This window comes from Haloterrigena gelatinilytica, assembly GCF_013342145.1.
Taxonomy (GTDB): domain Archaea; phylum Halobacteriota; class Halobacteria; order Halobacteriales; family Natrialbaceae; genus Haloterrigena; species Haloterrigena gelatinilytica.
This window is the reverse complement of record NZ_JABUQZ010000001.1, coordinates 3,298,425-3,320,400: the sequence shown is the minus strand read 5'-3', so window position 1 is coordinate 3,320,400 and position 21,976 is coordinate 3,298,425. Positions and strand designations below refer to the sequence as shown.

Here is a 21,976-nt window from a genome sequence, read left to right as displayed (position 1 = left end):
GCACCCTTTCGATAGCAATTCTGTTCGTTTTGCGTCTGGGCATCTGACTAGCGACATCCGCCCGTGAGGGATCTGCGCGACTTCCGGGACGTCCGCTCGGTCAGTGACCTGACGCGTCGTCAGCGACTGCTCATCTACTACGTCCTCGGTCTGGGTGGCGTCATTCTGTTCTTCACGATCGCTTACAATACGGGGATGCGCACGCTCGAGGGCGAGGACCACTCGATCTTCCGCTCGTTCCAGACGGTCGTCGAGACGATGACCACGACCGGTTACGGCGCCGACTCGCCGTGGGCGACGCCGTGGATGAACGGGCTCGTGGTTCTCATGCAACTCTCCGGGATCGGCATCGCGTTCTTCACGCTGCGGGTGCTCGTCATTCCGCTGTTCAAACGGACGCCGGTCTCGCTCGCCGACCGACTGACGCCGAAGGACGACCACGTCGTCATCGGCGAGTACCGTCGGGACAGCGAGGTCTTACTCGAGGAACTCGAGGGGGTCGGGATCGAGTACGTCCTCATCGACTCCGATCGGGAGGAGGCCGAGCGGCTCTCGGACGCCGGCTACCAGGTGATTCACGGCGACCCCGAGGACGCCGACGCGCTCGAGCGGGCGTCGGTTCGGGACGCGTCGCTGCTGATCACCGACGCCGGCGACCGGAACGCGAGCGTCGCGCTGACCGCGCTGGACCTGAACGAGGACCTCCGCGTAGTGAGCCTGACGGAGTCGGCGCGCCGAACCGACGCGCTCGAGCGGATCGGCGTCGACCGACCGGTCTCGCCGCCGGTGCTCATCGGGGAACGCCTCGCCCGGAAAGCCGCCACGTCCGTGACGATCTCCGAGGATACGTCGTTCGGCGAGAATATCGAGATCAGGGAGCTCCTGGTTCGACGCGAGAGCCCGCTTCACGGTATCGAGATCCGCGACTCGCAGTTCGCCGATCACCCCGAACTCACGCTGGTCGCGGGCTGGTTCGACGGCGGCCTCCGACTCCCACCGTCGCCGACCGACCGGCTCGCGCCGAACACGGTGCTGGTCGTCGCCGGCCCCGGCGACGTGCTCGACGACCTGCGGGGCGAACTCTCGGGCGTTCGATCGACGCGCGAGCACACGAACGTGGTCGTCGCGGGCGCCGGTGAAGGGGGAAACGCCGTGGTCGACACGCTCTCGGACGACGTCTCGATCACCGCGATCGATCGCGAGGACCGCGAGGGAGTCGATATCGTCGGCGATATCGGCGAACCCGAGACGCTCGAGGCGGCGGGGCTCGACGAGGCGACCGCCCTGATCGTCACCGTCGACGACGACGCGACGGCGCTGCTGGCGATCGCGCTGGCCCGCTCGCTCACCGACGACCTCGAGATCCTCGCGCGGGTGTCCGACGACGGCAACGTGGCGACCGCGTTCGGCGCCGGCGCCGACTACGTGCTGTCGATCCAGCAGACCACTGCGCGGTTGCTCGCCCGCGAGGTCCACGGGGAGGACGTGGTCTCACCGATCGGGCAACTGCGACTGGTTCGCACGGACGCGGCGCCCTTCGCCGGACGGACGCTCGAGGCGGCCAACGAGGAAGCCGCGGACGAGTGGGTGATCGTCGGCGTCGAACGCGACGGGGCGTTCCGAACGGATGCGACGACTCCCATCGAGGCGGCGGATACGGTCGTCGTGGCGGGAACGGACGAGACGATTCGAACGTTCGAGCGGGAGATCGCGTGACGGCCGGGGCGGGACCCGCACGATCCCGTGTCAGGATACCGTTACGGCTCTCCGCCGCTCGGTTCTTCCGAGGCGCCTCGCGCCTCGCTCTCGTCGAACTCGCTGCGAACTCAGCGGTGCTCTCGCGTCCGCTCGTAGGCGTAGTCGAGCGCGTCCTCGAGCGATCCGGGGCCGTCGTAGTTGGCCGAGAAGAGGTCCATGAAGTCGCGAGCGATGCTGTTGCAGCGGTCGAACGTGAGGACGGTCCGGACGCGGATCGTCTCCGAGAGGTCGAGTCCGGGGTAGCTCGTCGCGGTCAGCGCGTATCCGGGATGATCCTTCCCGTCGAGCGACGCCGGGGCGACCTTCAGCCGCAGGTCGCCTGATTCGTGGCGGTACGTCCGATACTGCATTTCCCGATCGGTGTCGACCGGGGAATAGGTCCGACTCTCTTCCGTGTTCCACGCAGACGGCACGTCGGCGTCCATCATCCAACGATACCGACCCGAGTGCTACGTCCGTATCGAAATGAGCAATATTCCCGGACGTTAGTTCACAAACCGAACTAATGATGGGTTCGATGCGCCAAATATGATTATATTCTGAAAGCGCGTGCAATAATGTCTCCGTAATACGGATACTATCGAAATTAACTCCGGAACTCGGGACGGAACTGCACTCGAGTGCGAGAACGGACAGCATTTGACAGCCGATAGCACGTCCCAAACCGCCGTCGGTCGTCAGTCGTCGCTCCGGGAGCGCGAGTCCCCGGCGAAGACGTCCTCGACGAGCGGTTCGTCGCCGTCGCGGGTTCCGTCGGTCTCGGGCTCCGTCTCGCTCTCGGGACTGACGCTGCCCGTCCGATAGCCGTGGAGGTCGAGCGTGACGTGGTCGAACCCCAGCTCCGACAGCTCCTCGCGGACCGTCTCCGCGAACTCGCGGGTCAGCGCCCGCTCGAGTTCGTCGGGCGCGACCTCGATCCGGGCCAGCCCGTCGTGGTCGCGGACGCGGAACTGGTCGAACCCCCACTGGCGAAGCAGGGCCTCGGCGCGCTCGACGCGGGTGAGCCGTTCCTCCGTGACCTCGAGGCCCGTCGGAATCCGGGAGGAGAGGCAGGCCATCGACGGTTTGTCGGCGACCGAAAGGCCGTAGCGGTCGGCGATCTCGCGTACCTCCGCCTTGGTGATGTCGTGGGCCAGCAGCGGCGAGTGGACCTCGAGTTCCTCGACGGCCTGCAGTCCGGGGCGGTGCCCCGCGCCCGGATCGTCGGCGTTCGTGCCGTCGCAGACCGTTTCGATCCCGAACTCGCGGGCCGTCTCGAGCATCTCGCCCAGCCGCATCGTCCGGCAGTGATAGCAGCGGTCGCCGTCGTTCTCGACGAAGTCGTCGCTCTCGAGTTCGGAGAAGGCGACGACCTCGTGGCGGACCCCGATCTCGTCGGCGACTCGCTTGGCGTCCTCGAGTTCCGCCTCGGGGAGCGTCTCGCTTTTGGCGGTGCAGGCGACTGCGTCCTCCCCGAGCGCGTCGTGGGCGAGCGCGGCCACGACGCTCGAGTCGACCCCGCCGGAGAACGCGACCAGCACGCCGTCGCGGTCAGCGAGGTCCTCGCGCGCGGCCTCGAGTTTCGCCTCGAGCGTTGTCATGGCCCGTGGTTCGCACCCGAGGGGCAAAAGCGCGTTGTCGTCGGCTCGGCCCCGACGCTCGGAGCGCGGCCGCGATCAGACGTCGACCGGGCGACCCAGTTCGGCGCTCTCGGCCAGCGCGTCGATGACGCGCATGTTCGCGATCGCTTCCTCGCCGTCGGTCCGCGGCGACCGGCCGTCGGCGACGCTCGAGGCGAATTCCTCGATCTCGAGGCTGTACTGGTCGATCGCACCGAACGTCTCGACGGCGTGGCGACCGTCGATCCGGTACTCGAGTTCCAGGGGCTCGTCAGTCGGCGCGTCGAAGGCGTCGCGGACCTCGAGCCACCCGTTTGCCGCCTCGACGCGGTAGCGCTGCACTTTCTGCGTGTCGAACCCGGACGCGACGCGCGCGGACGAGCCGTCGTCGAACTCCAAGATCCCGGCCAGTTCCGTGTCCACGCCGGCCCCGCGGGAATCGTCCGCGTGCGCGTAGGCGCGTTCGGGTTCGCCGAGGAGCTGCCGAACCAGCGAGACCGGGTAACAGCCGACGTCCATCAGGCTCCCGCCGTCGAGATCGGACGAGAGCCGCACGTCGTCCGGGCGGTCGAACAGCGGGAACTTGAACGCGGCCGTCACGGAGCGGACGTCCTCGAGTTCGTCTCGAGCCAGTTCGATCGCCCGCTCGGTCCGCGGGTGATACAGGTACATGAACCCCTCCATCAGGGTCACGCCGCGGTCCGCGCAGTGGTCGACGACCTCGCGGGCCTCCTCGGCGTCGACCGTCAGCGGTTTCTCGCAGAGGACGTCGAGGCCGGCGTCGGCCGCGCGCTTCGTCCACCGGCCGTGCAGGCCGTTCGGGAGCGGGACGTAGACGGCGTCGATGTCCGCGTCGGCGATGAGATCCTCGTAGCCCTCGTAGGACTCGTCGATCCCGTGGTCGTCCGCGAACCCCCGCGCGCGGTCGCCGTCGCGGGAGGCGACGGCCGTGACCTCGTGGTCGGTGACCTCGATGGCGGGGAGAAACGCTTTTCGGGCGATGCCGGCCGTACTGAGTACGCCGAAATCCATACGCCACGTTGCCGGACCGGTCTCAAATATCCCCGCATTGGCAGCGATCGCGGTTTCCGTATCGGTTCGTCGACGAATCGACGGCCGCCCGCATCGTCTCGCGAGCGTCCGGCGGTACCTCGTCGGCGGCCATCCGTTCGTCAGGCCACCAGCGACGCTCGAGGACGATCGCTTCGTCGGTCTCGCGGAGTCCGTCGAACCGCTCCCACGGGAGATACTGGACACTCACCGTACCGATATCGGCGTATTTGAGGCCGTTTTCGCAGGCCTCGTACTCCCGCGATCGTCGGCCGTTGATCAGCATCGTGATCAGCGCCGCGAGCAGCCCACTCAAGAGAAACGAGGGGGCACCGTAGAGCACACCGACGAACGCGGCGACGGTTCCGAGACCGAGCAGCAGACTCCAGCGACGGATCTGCCGTCGTCGGCCCGGATCCGGTTCTGCGATCCAGTACGCGCGCAGTTCGCCTGCCGCCCGGTCGGCGTAGGCCCTGGTTCCGAGGAGCCAGATCGCGAAGCCGACTACTATGAACCCGAGCAGCGAGAACAACACCGACAGCGAAACGTCGACGCCGGTGACGAATTCGTCCTCGAGGACGAGCACCGCCGCCGCAGCCATGGGAACGACCGTCGGGACGGCGAGCAGTCGCCGCTGTCCCAGCGCGACCCACAGGTCCGGTCGCCGTCCGAGGGCGAGCGCGACGAGTAGCCAGGCGAGTCCGCAGCCGGCGAGTAATCCCGTCCCGTCGATTCCGACGGCCGCGCCGGCGACGTAGCCGACCAGCCCGACGTAGGCGCTGGTCGCGATCGACGGGCCGTCGAGCGATCGCATACGTGTTAGCGTTCAAATTACTTTAGACAGATAAATTCCTACCGATGCGGGCGACAGTCGTCCGCGTTCTAACGGCCCCCGGGCCGTCCACTGCACGCCGGGCGGTTAAGGAGCCGTTCGTGGTAGACACGCGGACATACGATGTCCGTATCCGACCGCCTGCGATCGATCGCCGAGACCGAAGGGGACACGGAGGCCACCGACAGACACTCGCGACAGGAGCACCTCGCCGGTGCCGTCCTCCGCGGGATTCAGGCCGGGTTCGTCGCGACGATCATCATGACGGCGTTCCGGCTGCCGATCCTGCGGTCGCTGCCGCCGTCGGCGAACTTCTGGGCGCAGTACGTCACCGGCGACGACCCCGAGGAGCACACGTTCATGGGGCTCGTCCTCCACTTCGTCTACGGGATTCAGGCGGGGGCGATCTTCGGCGGCCTGTTCGCCCTTCAGGACGCCGAACGATCGATCGAACCCGAGCAACGCGGGCTCGTCTGGGGCTCGATCTACGGGATGGTCCTCTCGGCGTTCGGCTCGCAGTTCATGCTGAAGGAGTTGCTGGACATCCGACTCGAGGCCGACGAGCTCGCGCTGTTCCACGCGGGTCACCTCGTCTACGGGCTCTCGCTCGGCGCCTGGGTCGGCTCCCGGACCGAGGGCGTCGAGGATCCCGAAGCCGAGTACGAGTACGACGACGGAAACTGAGATCAGTCCTGTCGTGGATCGGTATCAGTGGATAGTAGCGCGATTTCTTTATTCATACCCATGCCTGAAACAGGCAGTTTGGTAACTACGTGTGCGAGTGTCTCATGACTGCCTACTCAGGCGTACCGCACGCACAAGCAGGTAGCCAGCCACCGCGAACCACACGACTGCCCATACGTTTGATGGGATGGGGTCCTCGATAGTGTCGGACAATATCACCACACCGTACACGAAAATAAGCAGTGTAAGTCCGATTTTCACACCCCACTGGAGTCGGACAAACAAACTATCGTCCGAATCTGTCGTGTTAGCCGCCATGATTTATTTTTGGCTGATTCGAGGAATAAGATTTCTCCTCCAACGAATTCTGAATCAATTTCTTCGATGCGTAGTTCTTATCCGCTACTAAACCAATTTTCGCTCCACTCTCTTGGCGCCGAGGAGCGTCAGACGCCCACCGTCTCGACCAGTTCGTCGACGTCCTCCTCGAGCCGGTTCGCGTACTCCAGGCGGAGGTCCCGCGCGTCGCCTCGCGTCACGTACTGGCGGCCGTCGATCCGCGTGGAGATGGGGTGGTAGTCGTCGACGGCGAACCCCATCCGGTCGAGGTAGCCGACGACGTCGGCCGACTCGAGGCCGTCGTCGATCGCCGATTCGGCGAAGGTACAGGCGGTCTCGAACGTGGGGAGCCTGATGCCGTCGTCGGTGACGTGGCCGGCGTGGCGGCTGTCGCTCACGGACTCGACCTCGACGTTCGTGTGGTGAACGCGTTCCATCACGGTCTCGAGGTCGTCGGCCAGCCGGAGGAGCTGGCTCGGCAGCGCCGCGTCGGGCGAGCGCCACTCGACGGTCGGCATCTGGTCGCGCAACCTGATCGGCGTCCAGACGACGTCGTCGGTCGAGAAGTTGTCCTCGATCGCCGCCTCGTCGATCCCCTCCTCGAGGGCGGCCCGCTTGAACTCCTCGTAGCGATCCTCGAGCCGGCGGTGCCACTCGCCGACGGTGTCGACGTAGTGCCAGAGCTGGCCGTGTTTCGGGAGGCCGCCGTAGCACTTCTTCCGGTAGCAGTGGGCGCGGGCGCTGTTGGCCACCCGCTCGCCGTCGAGGTACGGCGAGGAGTTGACCAGCGCGAGCGCCGCGTCAAGGGCTATTAACGTGTTGAGCTGATCGGTGACGTTGCGCTTCTCGACGTGGATGTGGGTCCCGGCGCAGTACTTCGCGTAGGCGAAGTCCTCGCCGAGGACCGCCTTCTGGATGCGCCCGCGTTCGCCGGGCCGGCGGTCGATCGCGCCGCAGTTGATCGGCGTCCCCAGCGGGACGAGTCGCTTCTCCTCGGCCGCCGCCGTCGAGAGGACGTCCTCGAGTTGCTCGGCGAAGGTCGCCCGCAGTTCGTCGATCGTCTCGCAGGGGGGCGTCTTCAACTCGAACAGCGGCTCGACGAACTCCCGTTCGGTTCGCTCGGAGACCGCCGCGAGCGCGCCCGGTTCGGTGAGTTCGCCGTCCGCGTCGACGACCCAGTACTCGACTTCGATGCTCGTGTTCATACTCAGGAGGGAGTTCGGCCGTCGGTGCGTCACAGCGGTCGCTGTCGGCGCCCCGTCGGGTGGGCCGACGAGGCGGTTTCCGCCGCCGTGTCGCCGGTCGGTTCGGCGACGGCGCGTTCGTCGGCGTCCGTACCGACGCCGCCGTCGCGATTCGATACGGTCCCTATCACGCGATTCGTTGAAGTGACGGTGCCTGCAGCCGCCTGCCGCGCTTCTAGCTCGACGTCCGTGCCGTACAGCATCGGCACGCGCGTTCGTATCGGCGGCGCTGACACTCCGCCGGCCGTCGATAAGCGCTTTCCCTCGCACCGACGAAGCCCGACCGTGACTTCGCTATCGACGACGGCCGCCATCTCGAACCCGGTCACCGGCGAACGGATCGCGTTTCGAGAGCGAACGGAAGCGGGGCTGCGATTCGAGTACGCGCTCGAGCCCGACGGGTTCGCCGTCGGCAAGGTCGATCACGTCCACCCCGGCCAGCGGGAACGGATCGCGGTCGAAGCCGGCCGACTCGGCGTTCGCATCGGGGGCGACGAGTGGACGGCGACGCCGGGGACTCGCTTCGCGGTGCCGCCCGGCTCCGACCACACGATCTGGAACGACGGCGACGAGCCGGTTCGCACGACTATCGAACTGCGGCCCGCACTCGAGTCCAACCGGCTCTTCGAGACGCTGTTCGGGCTCGCTCGAGAGGGGAAGACCAACGGCTGGGGGCTGCCGGGGCCGCTGCAACTCGCCGTGATCGCCGACGCCTACCGCGACGAGTTCGCCCTCGCGCGCGTTCCGCTCGCGCTCCAGCGGGCGCTCGCGACGGCGACCGCTCCCGCCGGTCGGCTGGCGGGCTATCGGGCCCGCTACGATCGGTTCAGCACCGAGTAGCGCTCGCGTCGAGGCGACCGCTCCTTATCCCTCCTCGAGCGCGAGGGTTTTCAGAATCGATTCCTCCGTTTCGACCTCCTCGAGCGCCTCGACCGCCGCCCGTTCCTCGGCCAACGTCGTCTCGAGCGGCTCGACGACGTCGTCGGCGTAGGCCAGCCGACCGGCGAGGGTCAGCAGCGATTCGTAGGCGCGGATCTCGAGCCGTTCGCCCGTGAGCGCGATCTCGAGGGCGCTCGGGACCGCGGGATCGCCGTCCGACCCCGATCGGTGCTCGTGCCACGACTCGACCAGCCCGTCGATCGACCGCGTTCGACTCGCCCGCGGGTGTCGACCGAGCGCCGCGAAGACGTCCTCGAGCCGGTCGACCTGGGCGTCGGTCTCCGCGCGGTGGTCGGCGAGTACCTCGCGGAGGTCGTCGGTCGGCGCCGCGTCGGCCATCTCCGAGAGCAGTTCGACGTGCGCCCGTTCGGCGTAGTAGGCGTGCTGGAGCTGCAGGCCGAACAGGTCCTCGAGCGTTTCGACGTTCATGGATCGGTCGCTCCGTGTCGGTCCGGGTGCGATCGCTCCCGCCGGGATCGATCGAGCGATTCTCGGGGCGCGTCGTCGATCGGACTCGCGGCCAGCAGGGTCTCGACGGCCTCGCCGTCGGCGAGCTCCTCGAGGTCCGTCCGCATCCGCCGCTCGTCGTCGTAGTTGTGTTCGAGCGCGTCGACGACGGCATCGCCGGCACCGGTCGTCTCGTCGCCCTCCTCGCCGTCCTCGAGCGCGCCGGCCAGCGCCATCGTCGTCTCGTAGGCCGTACACTCGACGGCCTCGAGCTGGAGCGTCGTCTGGATGTAGAACAGCGGTCGGAGCCCGTCGTTCAGGACGACGTTGTTGAACGCCTCCTTGTCGGCGAGCAGGCCGTCGAGGGCCGGCACGGGGCGCGTCTTCGGTTCGGCGCCGAGGGCGTCGAAGGCGCGTTCGATCCGGTCGACGTGCGTCTCGGTCTCCTCGCGGTGCTGGTCGATGACGTACTGGAGCTGCTCGCGACACTCCAGGGCGCGTATCTCGTCGAGCGTGTCGATCGAGACGTCGGTCGACAGCGTCTCGAGGGCCGATTGCAGCTCCCGTTCGATGGCGTACAGTCGTTCGAGTTGGGCCGTCAGTGCGTCGCGTGCTGTGGTCGCTGTGGTACTCATGGGTTCTCGGTGGCTCTCGCTCGCGTCGTCGGGCCGTCAGAACGACTGCTGCATCCGCAGCTGTTCGTCGGTATCGTGGGGGCTGTCCCCGCGGTCGCTGTACCGGGGCCGCCCGACCGCGTCGCGCCGGACGCCGTTTAGGATCGCCAACTCGAGTTCGTCGGCGCTCTCGTAGGTCTCGTGACCCGAGGTCTCGAGGATCACCCGGAGCGGCTCCGACCGGCGCGGGTAGGCGATCTCGACGTCGGCGAACTCCGTCAGAACTTCCTCGGTCGTCATCGGGAACGTCGTCTCCTCGAACAGCCGGCTCACGGCCCCGATCTCGAGCGATCTGACCTCGTCGGCGCTGTCGTCGATGTGGCTCATCGGGCACTCCTACCGGCATGGGCGGCAAAGAGCTACAGCCTGCAGTCGACGACTCCCTCGCGCGCGGCGCGCTCGAGCCTCGCGGCGTCGGGCGGTTCGCGCAGACGGCCGCGTTCGGCGTCCGTTCGGCGCTCGAGTTCGGCGCGCAAGCCCCTCGACCGGTTTCCCCTTGACTCCCCGCCCGAACCGGTTCGCACGTTTTTCCACTCCGTAGGAATTGCAGCGCTACTTGAGGGTGTGGCGGTTCGATCACCGCTTGTCATGCACGTCTCCAGAAAGCAACTGGCCACGTTCCTCGCGGTGATCTTCGTCGCGAACCTCGTCGTGATGGGCGGCGGGGCGTGGCTCTCCTACGAGAACGAACCCGAGATACCGGAGACGATCGTCGGCCCGGACGGCGAGACCGTCGCGACCAGCGACGACGTCCAGTCCGGGAAGATGGTCTTCCAGGAGAACGGGTTGATGAACCAGGGCTCGATGCTCGGTCGCGGTAGTTACTACGACGTCGACTACACCGCCGACGCCCTCGAGTTGAAGACCGAGCACATGCGCGACTACTACGCGCAAGAAGAGCACGACACGGCCTACGAGGACCTCGAGTCGTCCGAACGGGCCGCGATCGACGCGCAGGTCCGGGAGGAGCTGCAGTCGAGCGAGTACGCCGACGGCGAGCGGGTCGAGTACTCCGCCGCGGAAGCGTACGCCCACGAGCAGGTGCGCCAGGACTACGTCGAGACGTACCACGAGGGCGACCGCGAGCGCGGGATTCAGGACGGACTGATCCCGACCGAAGAGGAGGCCGAGCGGTTCGCCGACTTCGCGCTGTGGACCGCCTGGATCTCCCACACCGATCGGCCCGGTTCGGACGTCTCCTTTACGAACGACTTCCCGTACTCGCCGGCCGCGGGTAACGACGCCGGCGGCGCGGTGATGACCTGGAGCGTCATCGCGATGGTGTTACTGATCGCCGGCGCCGGGGTCGCCATCTGGCTCTACCAGGCCGTCGAACTCCCCGAACCGGAGGCCGCGGGCGTCTCGATCCCCCACCCGAAGGAGATCGATCTCACCCCGAGCCAGCTGCTGAGCACCAGATTCGTCCTCATCGGCGCGCTGCTGTTCGTCCTCCAGACGTTCATGGGCGGACTGCTCGCCCACTACTACGTCGAGCGCGACGACTTCTTCGGGCTCCACGAGGTCCTCGGCGTCGACATCCTCGAGTGGCTCCCGTGGACGATCGCTCGCACGTGGCACGTCGACCTGGGGATCCTCTGGATCGCCACGATGTGGCTCGGCGCCGGCCTCTTCCTCGCGCCGCTGCTGACGGGCCGCGAGCCGCGCAAGCAGGCGCTGTACATCAAGGGCCTGATCGCCGCGTTACTGGTCGTCGCCGTCGGCGGCCTCGCCGGCATCTGGCTCGGCGTCAACAACGTCTTCGACGGACAGCTGTGGTGGCTGCTGGGTAACGAGGGCCTGGAGTACTTGGAGATCGGTCGCGTCTGGCAGGCCGGCCTGCTGGTCGGTTTCCTCGGCTGGACCGCGCTCGTTGCGCGTGGCTTCAAGCCCTTGCTCGATCGCGAGCCCCGCTACGGGCTCGCCCACATGATCGTCTACGCGGGCGGCTCGATCGGCCTGCTGTTCACGGCCGGCTTCCTCTACACGCCGAAGACGAACTTCGTCATCACGGAGTTCTGGCGCTGGTGGGTCGTCCACATGTGGGTCGAGGGCGTCTTCGAGTTCTTCATCCTCGTCGTCATCGCCCTGACGCTGGTCTCGATGAACCTCCTCTCGAAGAAATCGGCCGAGAAGGCCGTCATCTTCCAGGCCGCGCTGGTCATGGGCAGCGGCATCATCGGCGTCTCCCACCACTACTGGTGGGCCGGCCTCCCCGAGGTCTGGCTGCCGATCGGCAGCGTCTTCTCGACGCTCGAGTTCATCCCGCTCCTCTTCATCCTCTACGAGGCGCTGGGACAGTACCGCGCGATGGACGCCGCCGGGACGGACTTCCCCTACCGGATGGCGTTCTACTTCATCGTCGCCTCGTCCGTCTGGAACTTCTTCGGGGCCGGCGTCATCGGCTTCTTCATCAACCTGCCGGTGATCAGCTACTTCGAGAGCGGGACCTACCTCACGGTCGCCCACGCCCACGGCGCGATGTTCGGCGCCTTCGGCTTCCTCGCGATGGGGATGGCCGTCTACATCCTCCGGGTGACCACCCGCGACGCACGCTGGTCCGACCGGCGGCTGCGCTGGTCGTTCTGGCTGTGCAACGCCGGGCTGGCGCTGATGCTGTTCCTCTCGCTGCTCCCCGTCGGCTTCCTCCAGCTCGAGGTCGCCTTCACGGAGGGCTACGCGGCCTCGCGCAGCCTCGAGTTCTACGACGGCGGGCTCGTCCAGACGCTGTTCTGGCTGCGCATGCCCGGTGACACCCTCCTGATCGCCGGCGCGATCGTCTTCGCCTGGGACGTCGTCGTGAAGCTCCTCTTCCAGCGGAAGCCGACCGCCGAGGAGACCCGCAGCCACGTCATCGCCGACCGGATCTTCGGCGACGACGCCGTCGATCCCGTCGATCCGGCCAGCGACGACGACTGAGTCCCGGTCGACATCTCTTGCGTTCCGGCGACCACCGATTACCCGACGGGGCGTTCTCGGAGGGCCGATACTGCTAACAAAACCGAAACTGATTACCAGTATATGCGCTGGCCCGCGGACGCCGATATCGTCTCCCCGGATCGAATCCCGCAGTACGTGATCGGCTTCGCAGCCGCACTGACGATCGTATTGGTCGGTGAGATCGTGGTATACTTCGCGTGGGGGATCGAGTTCGTCACCAGCGGGCAGTTTCTGGTCGGTATCGTCACGTCCGTTCCCGCCATCGGCGGGATCGCGTTCGGCGGGTACTGGCTCCGGAATGCGGACCTCCCGCCGAGTCGCTATCCACGGGCCGTCGGCTGGTCGGTCGGCGGACTGGTAATCTTCTTGCTCGTCAACCTCGCGCTCATCGCCACGATGCCGACCGAGTCGTGGGTGCACGTCGTCTCGTGGGCGCGGTGGGCCGTCGTACTCGGCGCCGGCATCGGCTTGCTAATCGGCTGCCTCGAGGGGCGAGCCATCGAACGCACCCTGACCGCCGAGCGCGCCTCGCTCCGGGCGGAACACTTAGCGGAGCAACGGGAGTACCTCGACTACCTCAACGGTATCCTCCGCCACGAGGTGTTGAACACGGCGACGATCATCAACGGGTACGCGTCGCTGCTCCGCGAGGAAGCGGCGACGACCGACCAACAACGACGGTGGGCCGAGATCGTGATCGACGAGTCCGAGGAGATGTCGACGGTGATCGACGACGTGCGAATCCTGTTGCAGTCGACCGACGGCGAGGTGCAACTCGAGACGGTCGACCTCTCCCGACTGCTGACCGACGAAGTGCGGAAGCTGGAACACAAGTGGGGCCCCGTCGACGTGGAGACGTCGATCCCGCCGGAGGTCTCCGTTCGGGCCGACCACCTGGTCGCTCGCGTCTTCGGGAACCTCCTCTCGAACGCGGTCGAACACAACGACGCTGCGACGCCGCGCGTCTCGGTCGCGGTCGATCCCGGCCCCGAAACCGTCCGGGTCGAAATCGCGGATAACGGCCCCGGAATCACCGACTCGACGCTCGAGACGCTCTTCGAACGCACCCAGAGTCGCGGAAGCTCCCACGGGATCGGGCTGTATCTGGTTCGCCAACTCGTGACCAGATACGAGGGCTCGGTCGACGTGGTCGAGACGGGGCCGGACGGAACGACGTTTGCGGTCGAACTTCCGGCGGCGGCCGAGTCGCAGTCGACCGCGTCCTCGAGCGCCTCCTCGTCGCCGCCGTCGTAACGGAGACGCGGCCGTCCTCGAGGGACGCCTCGTTCGTACACTCGACGCGTCCGGTCGCTACCGCGGACGCTCACGGCCGGCCGACCGCGTCGTGCCGACGGACGAGGTAGTAGCCCGCCACGATCGGCTGGAGCGGCGGCACGAACAGGCTCAGAAAGGCGATCCCGAGGTAGAGCGCCGGATTCGGTCGCCACGACCGATTTCGCGTGCAGACGTAAGCCGCGTCCCGGTGGATCGCGATCGGGAACGAGCCGACGGCGACGGTTCCCGCGAGCCCGACGGCGGCCGCCAGCAGCCCCGGAATCGTGAAGACGATCGCGACGGCCGCGGCGACGAACCCGAACAGCGTCGTCGCGAGCGACACCGCCACGACGAGCCACCAGTCCGACCGTCCCGCCGGCGTCCCGAACCGTCTGTGTCTGCGAACGAGATAGGCGACGCCCGCGACCGGGGGCGAGACGAGCGCGGCGGCGGCGTTGAGCCACGGGTTCGGCGTCCAGTTCCCGCTGGCCCGCGGTCGGCGTCGTATCCGGCGTGCGTCGAAGAAAATTGCGACGAGCAAGCCGAGCGTCAGGGCGGTGTAGCCGAACCCGCTGAGGAGCAACAACACGAACTGGAGGCCGGGAACGCCCGGTTCTGCGTCCTGTAAGACCCCGACGAGTCCGACCCCGAGGATCGGCGGAAACAGGTAGAGCAACCGCTCGACGATCCGGGCCCAATCGATCTCGTCGACGTGTGTGCTCATTCCGAGCGCGAGTCCTGTGGCGTCGTCGGCGGTCGGCGGTCTGCCGTTCGATATCATCGGCGGCCGGTTCTCGTCCCGCGTCGCTGCTGGTCGGTCCCCCGCACCCCGTCGGTCGCGAGGGGAGATGGCTCAGGCTTACGCCCCGATCACAGCGCGTGCTTGTACGCCTCGAGGGTCTCCTCGACGTCTTCCTCGGTGTGGCCGTAGCTGACGAACTGGCACTCGAACTGGTTCTGCGAGAGGAAGACGCCCTGCTCTTTCATCTGGCCCCAGAAGATCCGCCGCCAGCGCTCGGTCTCGGCGTTTTTCACGTCGCCGGCGTTCTTGGGGCTGTAGTCGTAGCGCGGACAGGTCGGATCCTGTCGGCAGCCGGCCGGACACTGCTCCTCGAGGGAGTTGGGGCTCGGTCCCTCGCGCGTGAAGATCACCTTGAACATGCTGTCGGTGCCGGTGACCGTATAACTCGGCGCCTGATCGGCGACGATGTCGGTCAGCCCGCGACGGAGCCGGTCGCCGAGGCCGTTGACGTGCTCGTAGACGTCGTTCTCGGCGGCGAACGTGAGGGTCTCGAGCCCGGCGGCCATCGTGACGGGGTGACCCGAAAAGGTGCCGGCCTGGAAGACGTCGCCGGAGGGGGTGAAGTTCTCGATAATCTCGGCGCGGCCGCCGATGGCGCCGACCGGGAAGCCGCCGCCGATGATCTTCCCGAAGGTCGTCAGGTCGGGGGTGACGCCGAACTCGCTCTGGGCGCAGCCGAGGCCGCCGACGCGGAAGCCGGTGATGACCTCGTCGAAGATCAGCAGCGAGCCGTGCTCGTCGGTGATCTCACGGAGGAACTCGTGGTACCCTTCCTCGGGGTAGACGATGCCGTAGTTCCCCAGGATGGGTTCGGTGAGGACAGCCGCGATGTCGTCGCCGTGCTCCTCGAAGACCTCGCGGACGGCGTCCTCGTCGTTGAACGGGACGGGAAGCGTGTGCTCGGCGAACGACTGCGGGATCCCGGCCGAGGATGGACGCGAGTTCTCGTGGTCGCCCTCGACCAGCGTCGACTCCTGGGCGCCGTGGTAGCCCCCCTGCATGACGACGATCTTGTTCCGGCCGGTGTAGCCGCGTGCGAGTCGGACCGCCGAGGTGGTCGCTTCGGTGCCGGAGTTGACGAAGCGGATCTTCTCGACGCTGGGGACGTGACGGACGACGAACTCCGCGAGGTCGACCTCGATCTCGGTCGGGGTGCCGTACATCGGCCCCTCGCTGGCCTTCTGTTGGATACCCGCCCGGACGGGTTCCGGGAGGTCGTGGCCGAGCAGCAGCGGGCCGAGACCCATCACCCAGTCGACGTAGCGGTTGCCGTCGGCGTCGATGACGTGGCCGCCGTCGCCCTTCTGCACGAAGAACGGGTACGGTTCGATCGCCGCACGAACCGCCGAGTTGACTCCGCCGGGCATGACCGACAGCGCCCGATCGTAGAGGTCGCGTGAGTTGTCGTCGTTCATACTCCGGTGTTGGGAATGAGACGGGAAAGTAGTACCGAGGTTTCCTCGAGGACGGGACCGAAGCGGCGGCTCAGTAGTCGCCGGCCTTCCGCTCGGACTGGCGCTGCCGGATCGTGTTCGCCACGTCGGCGTAGTTCGGCACGCCCGAGAGCGACAGCGCGCTCGTTCGGCTGAATCCCTGCGGGATCACCGCGTGCGAGACGGTGACGGTTCCGAACCCCCGTCCGCGACTGAAGGCGGTCGTACTCGTCTGTAGTCCGCGAATATCTTCCATCCACGTCTCGGAGGTCGTCCTGGCGGTGAATCCCGCGATCACGACGAGCCGCCGGTCGGTGACGAGATAGCGGACTCGGTTCCGTCGATACCAGATGTAGCCCGCGATCACGAGCCCCGTGACGATTCCGAGCACTCCCGCCGCTGCGCTCCCGGCCGCGAGGCCGATCACTCCGACCAGTCCGGCAAGTCCGCCGCCGACGGCGTGGCCGATCCAGTTCCACCACGTCGGCTGCGCGTCGACGAGGACCTCCTCGCCCTCGAGCAACGAGAGCTCCCTCCGCGATTCGGTCCGACCCGAACGGTCCGAACCGCGGTCGACCGTCTCGGCTTCGTCGTACGCCAACGCCGATCCGTCGCGTTTCTGACTCATTCACTCCCCGCCTCGTAGCCGCATTCAATAAGCGTACTGGCGGGTTCTCCCGTCGCACCCGCCGCGTCGGCGACCGAGACTCGCGGCGTCGTCGACTCGAGCGACGGTGCCGATCGAACGGCGAACCGATGCCGTTAAAAACAGAAACGGGTGGATCCGTTACGTCGAGAACCGCGACACGATCGAACGGTACGGAGTCCCACCATCGAATGGCGGCCGTCGGTATGTCAGCGACGACCGGTGGCGCCCGGTTCGGAACGGGCGCCGAACTGCCGAGTGTCAGAGGCACTGCGGAACGTGGGTCGCGCGAGCACGAGCGTGCTCCCGGAACGCGTCTCGGCGGAACGCGCGTGTGACGACCGGCGCGTCCCGATCTTAGACGGCGTCCTGTCCGGTCTTGCCGGTCCGGACCTGGTAGGCGTCCTCGACGGGCAGGACGAAGATCTTGCCGTCGCCCGGCTCGCCGGTGTTGGCGGCCTCGCCGATGGCCTCGACGACGTCCTGAGCCGGGATATCGGCGACGACGCACTCGATCTTGACCTTCTGGTGGAGGTCGACCGTGTACTCCTCGCCGCGCCACTGACCCTTCTTCGCGGGCTGGGAACCGCGGCCGGAGACGTTGGTGACCGTCAGCGACGGCGCGCCGATCTCGGCGAGTCCCTTCTTGACGTCGCCGAGCTTGTCGGGGCGGATGATCGCGGTGATCATCTTGAGCTCGCCGTCGTTGGGCTTGCCGCCGTCAGAACGGAGTTCTGACGAGGATCCCGATTCTCCGAATCGCTCACCGCCGTCGGTCGCGACGTCGGGCTGGCCGAACTCGGGGTAGGTGTCGACACCGTGTTCGGAGACGTCGAGCCCGTCGCGCTCGTGTTCCGGCGAGACGCGGGCCTGGCCGGCGAGCTTGAACACGAACCAGATCAGGCCGGTCGCGACGACCGTCCAGACGGTGATGACGCCGACGCCGATCAGCTGCGAGATGAACGCGTTCGCGACGCTATCGACGACGCCCGGTGCGGCCACGAAGGGGAACAGCAGCGTTCCGAGGACCCCAGCGGAGCCGTGGACCGGGAAGACCGCACAGACGTCGTCTATCTTCAGGTATTGCTCGACGAACTCGAAGACGAGCGGCAGCTGAACGCCGGCGAGACCGCCGACGACGAACGCGCCCCACCACGCGGTCGTGTCGGGGATCGCGGTGATCGCGGCCAAGCCGGCCAGCAGACCGTTCGCGACGTACAGGGTATCGACTTTGCCGGTCTTGAGCCAGGCGACGAGTCCGGCCCCCATCGCACCGCAGGCCATCGAGACCGTCGTCGTCAAGGCGACGCGACCGAGCTGGTCGCCGAGGAACGCGCCCTCGCCGATGATCGCCGAGGTACCGACGTTGAAGCCGTACCAGCCGAAGGCGAGGATCAGCGTGCCGAGCGCGGCGAAGGTCAGCGAGTGCCCGGGAATGACGTTTACGCTCCCGTCGCTGTTGTACCGGTCCATGCGCGGACCGAGGATCCACGCGGCGGTGAGACCGGCGATGCCGCCCATGCCGTGGACGATCATCCCGCCCGCGAAGTCGTGGAACACGACGCCGCCGTACGCGAGGTGTTCGCCGGCCCACGTGAGGCCGGTAACGACCGGGTAGATGACCGCGGCCAGGAGGAACGTGTACGTGACGTACGCACGGAGCTTCGCCCGACCGGCGACGGCTCCCGAAACGATGGTCGCCGCCGTCATGGCGAAGACGGCCCCGTACAGCCAGTCCATCCAGCTCGCCGCATCGCTCTGGAACTGGAACGCGAGGCCGTCTCCGGCGACGAGACCCTCCACGGTCGCGCCAACCAGGAAGAACACCGTCACGCCGACGCTCCAAGTCAGCAGGTTCTTCGTCAGCTGATTGGCGACGTTCTTCGAGCGCACCTGGCCCGCCTCGAGCATGGCGAAGCCGGCGTGCATGAAGAAGATCAGGAAGGTGGCAACCAGGATCCACGTGTAGTTGATCGCCTCCATCAGCATCTCGACCTCTTCCCCGCTCTGTAGTAGCGTCGGCTCCATTAGGCGACCACCCCGTTTTCACTCACTTCCGCCCCGATGCGTTGTAGACGTTTGTCCATGTCTGCTCCATTCGGGCTCATGGTTGTCTGCTTAATCACGTCTGATCACGATGGACCAACTCCATATAAGGATTAGCGTTTAAGAACGATTGATAATCGTGCCGTAATAGGGCCATACGATCAAATCTAGAGGGGATTTAATGTGTATAAGGCTATTCGATCTTGCGGATTTTTCGAGTCGTGGTTATATATTCGCTCTTTGTAAACTCGGAAAAACTCGGTCGGCTTCGACCGTCGCCCGCGAATGCCCGATATCGCGCCTCGAGCGAGCGGTCGACGCTCGCGCGCGGCAGATCTTGCCACTCGTGCGACGGAGAGAGCGCCGACTGGACGTTCGTCCGAATGCCGTGACCGAGGGTCGATTCCGCGAGCCGCTCACCGCGAATCGGCCTCGATCGGGTAATCGTCGAGTGTTCGAAATCGACGCGACCGCCTACCGACCGGCGGGCAGTCGTCGCGCCACGTCCTCCGCGAAGTAGGTCAGAATCAGATCCGCACCGGCGCGTTTGATCGACAGCAGCGACTCGAGGGCCACTTCCTCGAGATCCAGCCACCCCTTCTCGGCGGCGGCGTGGAGCATCGCGTACTCGCCGGAGACGTTGTAGGCGGCGACGGGGTGGTCGAACTCCCGTCGCACGGCGCTGACGATGTCGAGGTAGGGGAGGGCCGGTTTGACCATCATCACGTCCGCGCCCTGCTCGGCGTCGAGGCGGACCTCCCGCATGGCTTCCCGGGAGTTCGCGGGGTCCATCTGGTAGTGCCGTCGGTTGCCGAACGAGGGCGCGCCGTCGGCGGCGTCCCGGAAGGGGCCGTAGAAGGCGCTCTCGTACTTGGCCGCGTAGCTCATGATCGGGACGTGTTCGTACCCCGCGCCGTCGAGGGCGTCGCGGATCGTCCCGACCATGCCGTCCATCATGCCACTGGGTGCGACCATGTCTGCGCCCGCACGGGCGTGCGAGGTAACGATCTCCTCGAGCGCCTCGAGGGTCGCGTCGTTGTCCACGGTCAGCGTCGGCTCGCAGCCGGGGCCGTCCTCGGCGACGCCGCCTTCGCTCCGGAGTTCCTCCTCGAGGGGGCCGCAGTGGCCGTGGTCGGTGTACTCGCAGAGGCAGACGTCGGTGATGACGTAGGCGTCGGTCTCGCTCGTAATCCGACGAAGCGCCTCCTGAATAACGCCGTCATCGGCCCACGCGCGGGTTCCTTCGGGATCCTTCGATTCAGGGATGCCGAACAGCATGACGGCTTCGACGCCCGTCTCGAGGACTTCCTCGACGCGGGCGACGGCCTCGTCGATCGGCACCCGCTCGTGGCCCGGCATCGACTCGATCGGCACCCGCTCGTCGGTCGTCGCGTCGACGAACACCGGCGCGATCAGATCGGTCGGCTCGAGGCTCGTCTCGCTGACGAGACCGCGCACCCGATCCCGTCGGAGTCGCCGCGGACGATGTGTGAGGTCCATACCCGTCTCTTCGGCGGCAGTCGCAAAAGAATCACGCTCGCGACCCGATTCCGCGGCTCGAGTCGGATCGGTGAGCTGCGAACTGAGGGGACCGGACTCGAGGCGTCGACTGCCGGTAGCAACACCGTCATGGGGCGGGACCGGTGACTCTCGAGTAGCGTTTTCGTACCGACTGCCGAGAGACGCACCCCGATGATCGAGCCGGAACCCGACCCCGATTTCGACGTGAACTGATGCGCTGGCGATACAACGAAACCGTCCTGGCGGCGTGTACGCTCGCCTTTCTGGCGACGATGGCCGCCCGGCTGGTCATCAGCCCGGTCGTCCCCCAGATCACCGCCGCCTTCGGCGTCTCCAACGCCGTCATCGGGCTCGCGCTGACGGGACTGTGGATGGCCTACTTCCTCGCGCAGTTCCCCAGCGGCGTCCTCGCCGACAGGTACGGCGAGCGGCGCATCATTCTGATCGCGGTCGGCGGGACGGCGATCGCGAGCGCGCTTCTCGCGTTCGCACCGCTGTTCCCGCTGTTCGTGCTCTGCGTTATCGCGCTCGGGTTCGCCGCCGGCCTCCACTACAGCGTCGCCACGTCGCTGCTGACCCGGACCTACGACGAGATCGGCGCCGCGATCGGCGTCCACAACAGCGGCGGCCCCATTGCGGGACTCATCGTGCCGCCGGTGGCCGCCTGGATCGGCGTCCGCTACGGCTGGCGGGCCGCGATCGCGGTCGGGGTCGTCGTGGCCGTCCCGATCTTCTTCCTGTTCGCCCGCGCGGTCCGGCCGATCGACCCCCGGCGCCCCGACCAGCCGATGGCCGAACGGTTCGAGTTCGAGCCGCTGGCGGAACTGCTCGGGCGGCCGAAGATCGCCTTCACCGTCGCGCTGGCCGTACTGGGGGATTTCGTCTGGCAGGCCGTCGCTTCGTTCCTGCCGACGTTCCTCGTCGCGTATCGCGGCCAGTCGGCGACGACGGCGAGCCTCGTGTTCGGCGGCTACTTCCTCGTCCAGGGAATTACGGGCGTCGGGGTGGGCGCGGCGTCGGATCGCTACGGTCGCGACGTCGCCACGGCGGGCTGTATGCTCCTCGCCGTCGCCGGCATCGCCGTGCTGCTGGCGGTTCCGGGCATCCCCGCCGTCGCGGGCGCGGTCGTCCTCCTCGGGATCGGGCTCGGCTGGGGCGGAGCGTTGCTGCCTCGGTTTATGGATCACCTCTCGGCGGCGGAGCGAAGCGCGGGCTTCGGGCTCGTCCGCACCGTCTACGGCTTCGTCGGTGCGCTCGGATCGGTCGTCACGGGCGCGCTGGCCGATCTCTTCGGCTGGGGCGTCTCCTTCGGCTTCCTCGCCGCGTTGCTCGCGCTCGTTTTCGTTGCCCTGACGATCAATCGGGCGTTCTCCCTGGGCTACTGAGATACGGGACGTCTCGTTCGTACTCGAGTCGAGATCTCGGGCTGTTGTTACGGCTGGAGTACCCGAGGCCGTACTCTCCGAAAACTCACGCTTCGCTTATCCGTTTTCCCGGAGAAGTAGCGCGTATGGGAGCACGGTCACAACGGAAGGGAGCGGCGCAGTGTACGAACTGTGGCAGGACGATGGCCGTCTGGTTCTCGGACGGCGGCGACGAGGTCCGCCCCATCGGAAGCGCGAACGGCTGTCCCTGCGGCGAGAGTTCGTTTCGCGTGTTCGAGTGACCGTCACATGACGGGGCGGCGTTGGCAAGCCACGTTTTTTCCCTGTTTCTCAGTGATAATCGTGCGTGTCCAACGCTGAGGAAGC

Annotated in this window: 21 protein-coding genes; 7 read left to right on the top strand and 14 right to left on the bottom strand. The window is 66.9% G+C overall.

What is annotated here, in order from left to right:
* Positions 1-72 precede the first annotated feature (72 nt).
* Positions 73-1,716, top strand: a complete 1,644-nt coding sequence (locus HTZ84_RS16525; protein WP_174682610.1) for an NAD-binding protein — start codon at positions 73-75, stop codon at positions 1,714-1,716.
* A 110-nt stretch (positions 1,717-1,826) separates the two neighbouring features.
* Here HTZ84_RS16525 and HTZ84_RS16520 read toward each other — a convergent pair whose 3' ends face one another.
* The 4 genes from HTZ84_RS16520 to HTZ84_RS16505 form a co-directional block, all read right to left on the bottom strand.
* Positions 1,827-2,183 (bottom strand): hypothetical protein, encoded by a 357-nt coding sequence (locus tag HTZ84_RS16520; protein ID WP_174682609.1) that lies wholly within the window; start codon positions 2,181-2,183, stop codon positions 1,827-1,829.
* A 252-nt stretch (positions 2,184-2,435) separates the two neighbouring features.
* Positions 2,436-3,338, bottom strand: a complete 903-nt coding sequence (gene larE / locus HTZ84_RS16515; RefSeq protein ID WP_174681676.1) for an ATP-dependent sacrificial sulfur transferase LarE — start codon at positions 3,336-3,338, stop codon at positions 2,436-2,438.
* A 75-nt stretch (positions 3,339-3,413) separates the two neighbouring features.
* On the bottom strand, positions 3,414-4,388 hold the full coding sequence (locus tag HTZ84_RS16510) for a Gfo/Idh/MocA family protein (RefSeq protein WP_174681675.1): 975 nt from the start codon (positions 4,386-4,388) through the stop codon (positions 3,414-3,416).
* A 22-nt stretch (positions 4,389-4,410) separates the two neighbouring features.
* Positions 4,411-5,220 carry a hypothetical protein gene (locus tag HTZ84_RS16505; RefSeq protein WP_174681674.1) on the bottom strand — a complete coding sequence of 270 codons (810 nt, stop codon included), beginning with the start codon at positions 5,218-5,220 and terminating at the stop codon, positions 4,411-4,413.
* A gap of 141 nt (positions 5,221-5,361) precedes the next feature.
* On the opposite strand from HTZ84_RS16505, the gene HTZ84_RS16500 reads away from it, so the two are divergent.
* On the top strand, positions 5,362-5,922 hold the full coding sequence (locus HTZ84_RS16500) for a DUF6789 family protein (RefSeq protein WP_174681673.1): 561 nt from the start codon (positions 5,362-5,364) through the stop codon (positions 5,920-5,922).
* 446 nt (positions 5,923-6,368) lie between these two features.
* Here HTZ84_RS16500 and HTZ84_RS16495 read toward each other — a convergent pair whose 3' ends face one another.
* Complete coding sequence (locus HTZ84_RS16495) at positions 6,369-7,466, bottom strand: glutamate-cysteine ligase family protein (RefSeq protein ID WP_174681672.1); 1,098 nt, start codon at positions 7,464-7,466, stop codon at positions 6,369-6,371.
* Positions 7,467-7,495: 29 nt separating this feature from the next.
* Positions 7,496-7,819 (bottom strand): hypothetical protein, encoded by a 324-nt coding sequence (locus HTZ84_RS16490; protein WP_174681671.1) that lies wholly within the window; start codon positions 7,817-7,819, stop codon positions 7,496-7,498.
* On the opposite strand from HTZ84_RS16490, the gene HTZ84_RS16485 reads away from it, so the two are divergent.
* Positions 7,791-8,345 carry a cupin domain-containing protein gene (locus HTZ84_RS16485; protein ID WP_174681670.1) on the top strand — a complete coding sequence of 185 codons (555 nt, stop codon included), beginning with the start codon at positions 7,791-7,793 and terminating at the stop codon, positions 8,343-8,345. The two genes, HTZ84_RS16490 and HTZ84_RS16485, sit on opposite strands and share 29 nt — an antisense overlap.
* Positions 8,346-8,369: 24 nt before the next feature.
* Here HTZ84_RS16485 and HTZ84_RS16480 read toward each other — a convergent pair whose 3' ends face one another.
* From HTZ84_RS16480 to HTZ84_RS16470, 3 genes are read right to left on the bottom strand one after another with little or no spacing between them, the layout of a single operon-like run.
* Positions 8,370-8,873: a YciE/YciF ferroxidase family protein gene (locus tag HTZ84_RS16480; protein ID WP_174681669.1), complete on the bottom strand. Its 504-nt coding sequence runs from the start codon at positions 8,871-8,873 to the stop codon at positions 8,370-8,372.
* Complete coding sequence (locus HTZ84_RS16475; RefSeq protein ID WP_174681668.1) at positions 8,870-9,526, bottom strand: YciE/YciF ferroxidase family protein; 657 nt, start codon at positions 9,524-9,526, stop codon at positions 8,870-8,872. The genes HTZ84_RS16480 and HTZ84_RS16475 overlap by 4 nt, the downstream gene beginning before the upstream one ends.
* Before the next feature lie 36 nt (positions 9,527-9,562).
* Complete coding sequence (locus HTZ84_RS16470) at positions 9,563-9,892, bottom strand: DUF5789 family protein (protein WP_174681667.1); 330 nt, start codon at positions 9,890-9,892, stop codon at positions 9,563-9,565.
* A 261-nt stretch (positions 9,893-10,153) separates the two neighbouring features.
* Between HTZ84_RS16470 and HTZ84_RS16465 the strand changes: the two genes are divergently transcribed.
* Together HTZ84_RS16465 and HTZ84_RS16460 are read left to right on the top strand one after the other, a co-directional pair.
* Positions 10,154-12,481 carry a nitric-oxide reductase large subunit gene (locus tag HTZ84_RS16465; protein WP_174681666.1) on the top strand — a complete coding sequence of 776 codons (2,328 nt, stop codon included), beginning with the start codon at positions 10,154-10,156 and terminating at the stop codon, positions 12,479-12,481.
* A 102-nt stretch (positions 12,482-12,583) separates the two neighbouring features.
* Positions 12,584-13,756, top strand: coding sequence for a sensor histidine kinase (locus tag HTZ84_RS16460; protein WP_174681665.1), 1,173 nt, complete (start codon positions 12,584-12,586; stop codon positions 13,754-13,756).
* 70 nt (positions 13,757-13,826) lie between these two features.
* Here the strand turns inward: HTZ84_RS16460 and HTZ84_RS16455 are convergent, their stop codons facing one another.
* From HTZ84_RS16455 to hemB, 5 genes are all read right to left on the bottom strand, one after another.
* Positions 13,827-14,501, bottom strand: coding sequence for a hypothetical protein (locus HTZ84_RS16455; RefSeq protein WP_174681664.1), 675 nt, complete (start codon positions 14,499-14,501; stop codon positions 13,827-13,829).
* Between the two features lie 146 nt (positions 14,502-14,647).
* Positions 14,648-15,994, bottom strand: coding sequence for a glutamate-1-semialdehyde 2,1-aminomutase (gene hemL, locus HTZ84_RS16450; RefSeq protein ID WP_174681663.1), 1,347 nt, complete (start codon positions 15,992-15,994; stop codon positions 14,648-14,650).
* A 70-nt stretch (positions 15,995-16,064) separates the two neighbouring features.
* Positions 16,065-16,640, bottom strand: a complete 576-nt coding sequence (locus HTZ84_RS16445; protein WP_174681662.1) for a PH domain-containing protein — start codon at positions 16,638-16,640, stop codon at positions 16,065-16,067.
* 375 nt (positions 16,641-17,015) lie between these two features.
* Positions 17,016-18,686 (bottom strand): ammonium transporter, encoded by a 1,671-nt coding sequence (locus HTZ84_RS16440; protein ID WP_174681661.1) that lies wholly within the window; start codon positions 18,684-18,686, stop codon positions 17,016-17,018.
* Positions 18,687-19,178: 492 nt separating this feature from the next.
* Positions 19,179-20,204, bottom strand: a complete 1,026-nt coding sequence (hemB, locus tag HTZ84_RS16435; protein ID WP_174681660.1) for a porphobilinogen synthase — start codon at positions 20,202-20,204, stop codon at positions 19,179-19,181.
* Between the two features lie 233 nt (positions 20,205-20,437).
* On the opposite strand from hemB, the gene HTZ84_RS16430 reads away from it, so the two are divergent.
* Together HTZ84_RS16430 and HTZ84_RS16425 are read left to right on the top strand one after the other, a co-directional pair.
* Entirely contained in the window at positions 20,438-21,610 is a 1,173-nt protein-coding gene (locus HTZ84_RS16430; protein ID WP_174681659.1) for an MFS transporter, read from the top strand.
* Positions 21,611-21,735: 125 nt separating this feature from the next.
* Entirely contained in the window at positions 21,736-21,891 is a 156-nt protein-coding gene (locus HTZ84_RS16425) for a hypothetical protein (RefSeq protein ID WP_174678793.1), read from the top strand.
* Positions 21,892-21,976 lie beyond the last annotated feature (85 nt).

Bases quoted from the DNA above. Each gene is read 5' to 3' on its own strand.
- HTZ84_RS16425 (WP_174678793.1), top strand. From the start codon at position 21,736: ATGGGAGCACGGTCACAACGGAAGGGAGCGGCGCAGTGTACGAACTGT.
- hemL (WP_174681663.1), bottom strand. From the start codon at position 15,994: ATGAACGACGACAACTCACGCGACCTCTACGATCGGGCGCTGTCGGTC.
- HTZ84_RS16500 (WP_174681673.1), top strand. From the start codon at position 5,362: ATGTCCGTATCCGACCGCCTGCGATCGATCGCCGAGACCGAAGGGGAC.
- HTZ84_RS16440 (WP_174681661.1), bottom strand. From the start codon at position 18,686: ATGGAGCCGACGCTACTACAGAGCGGGGAAGAGGTCGAGATGCTGATG.
- HTZ84_RS16480 (WP_174681669.1), bottom strand. From the start codon at position 8,873: ATGAACGTCGAAACGCTCGAGGACCTGTTCGGCCTGCAGCTCCAGCAC.
- HTZ84_RS16430 (WP_174681659.1), top strand. From the start codon at position 20,438: ATGCGCTGGCGATACAACGAAACCGTCCTGGCGGCGTGTACGCTCGCC.
- HTZ84_RS16445 (WP_174681662.1), bottom strand. From the start codon at position 16,640: ATGAGTCAGAAACGCGACGGATCGGCGTTGGCGTACGACGAAGCCGAG.
- larE (WP_174681676.1), bottom strand. From the start codon at position 3,338: ATGACAACGCTCGAGGCGAAACTCGAGGCCGCGCGCGAGGACCTCGCT.
- HTZ84_RS16465 (WP_174681666.1), top strand. From the start codon at position 10,154: ATGCACGTCTCCAGAAAGCAACTGGCCACGTTCCTCGCGGTGATCTTC.
- hemB (WP_174681660.1), bottom strand. From the start codon at position 20,204: ATGGACCTCACACATCGTCCGCGGCGACTCCGACGGGATCGGGTGCGC.
- HTZ84_RS16510 (WP_174681675.1), bottom strand. From the start codon at position 4,388: ATGGATTTCGGCGTACTCAGTACGGCCGGCATCGCCCGAAAAGCGTTT.
- HTZ84_RS16475 (WP_174681668.1), bottom strand. From the start codon at position 9,526: ATGAGTACCACAGCGACCACAGCACGCGACGCACTGACGGCCCAACTC.
- HTZ84_RS16520 (WP_174682609.1), bottom strand. From the start codon at position 2,183: ATGGACGCCGACGTGCCGTCTGCGTGGAACACGGAAGAGAGTCGGACC.
- HTZ84_RS16505 (WP_174681674.1), bottom strand. From the start codon at position 5,220: ATGCGATCGCTCGACGGCCCGTCGATCGCGACCAGCGCCTACGTCGGG.
- HTZ84_RS16460 (WP_174681665.1), top strand. From the start codon at position 12,584: ATGCGCTGGCCCGCGGACGCCGATATCGTCTCCCCGGATCGAATCCCG.
- HTZ84_RS16470 (WP_174681667.1), bottom strand. From the start codon at position 9,892: ATGAGCCACATCGACGACAGCGCCGACGAGGTCAGATCGCTCGAGATC.
- HTZ84_RS16455 (WP_174681664.1), bottom strand. From the start codon at position 14,501: ATGAGCACACACGTCGACGAGATCGATTGGGCCCGGATCGTCGAGCGG.
- HTZ84_RS16495 (WP_174681672.1), bottom strand. From the start codon at position 7,466: ATGAACACGAGCATCGAAGTCGAGTACTGGGTCGTCGACGCGGACGGC.
- HTZ84_RS16490 (WP_174681671.1), bottom strand. From the start codon at position 7,819: ATGGCGGCCGTCGTCGATAGCGAAGTCACGGTCGGGCTTCGTCGGTGC.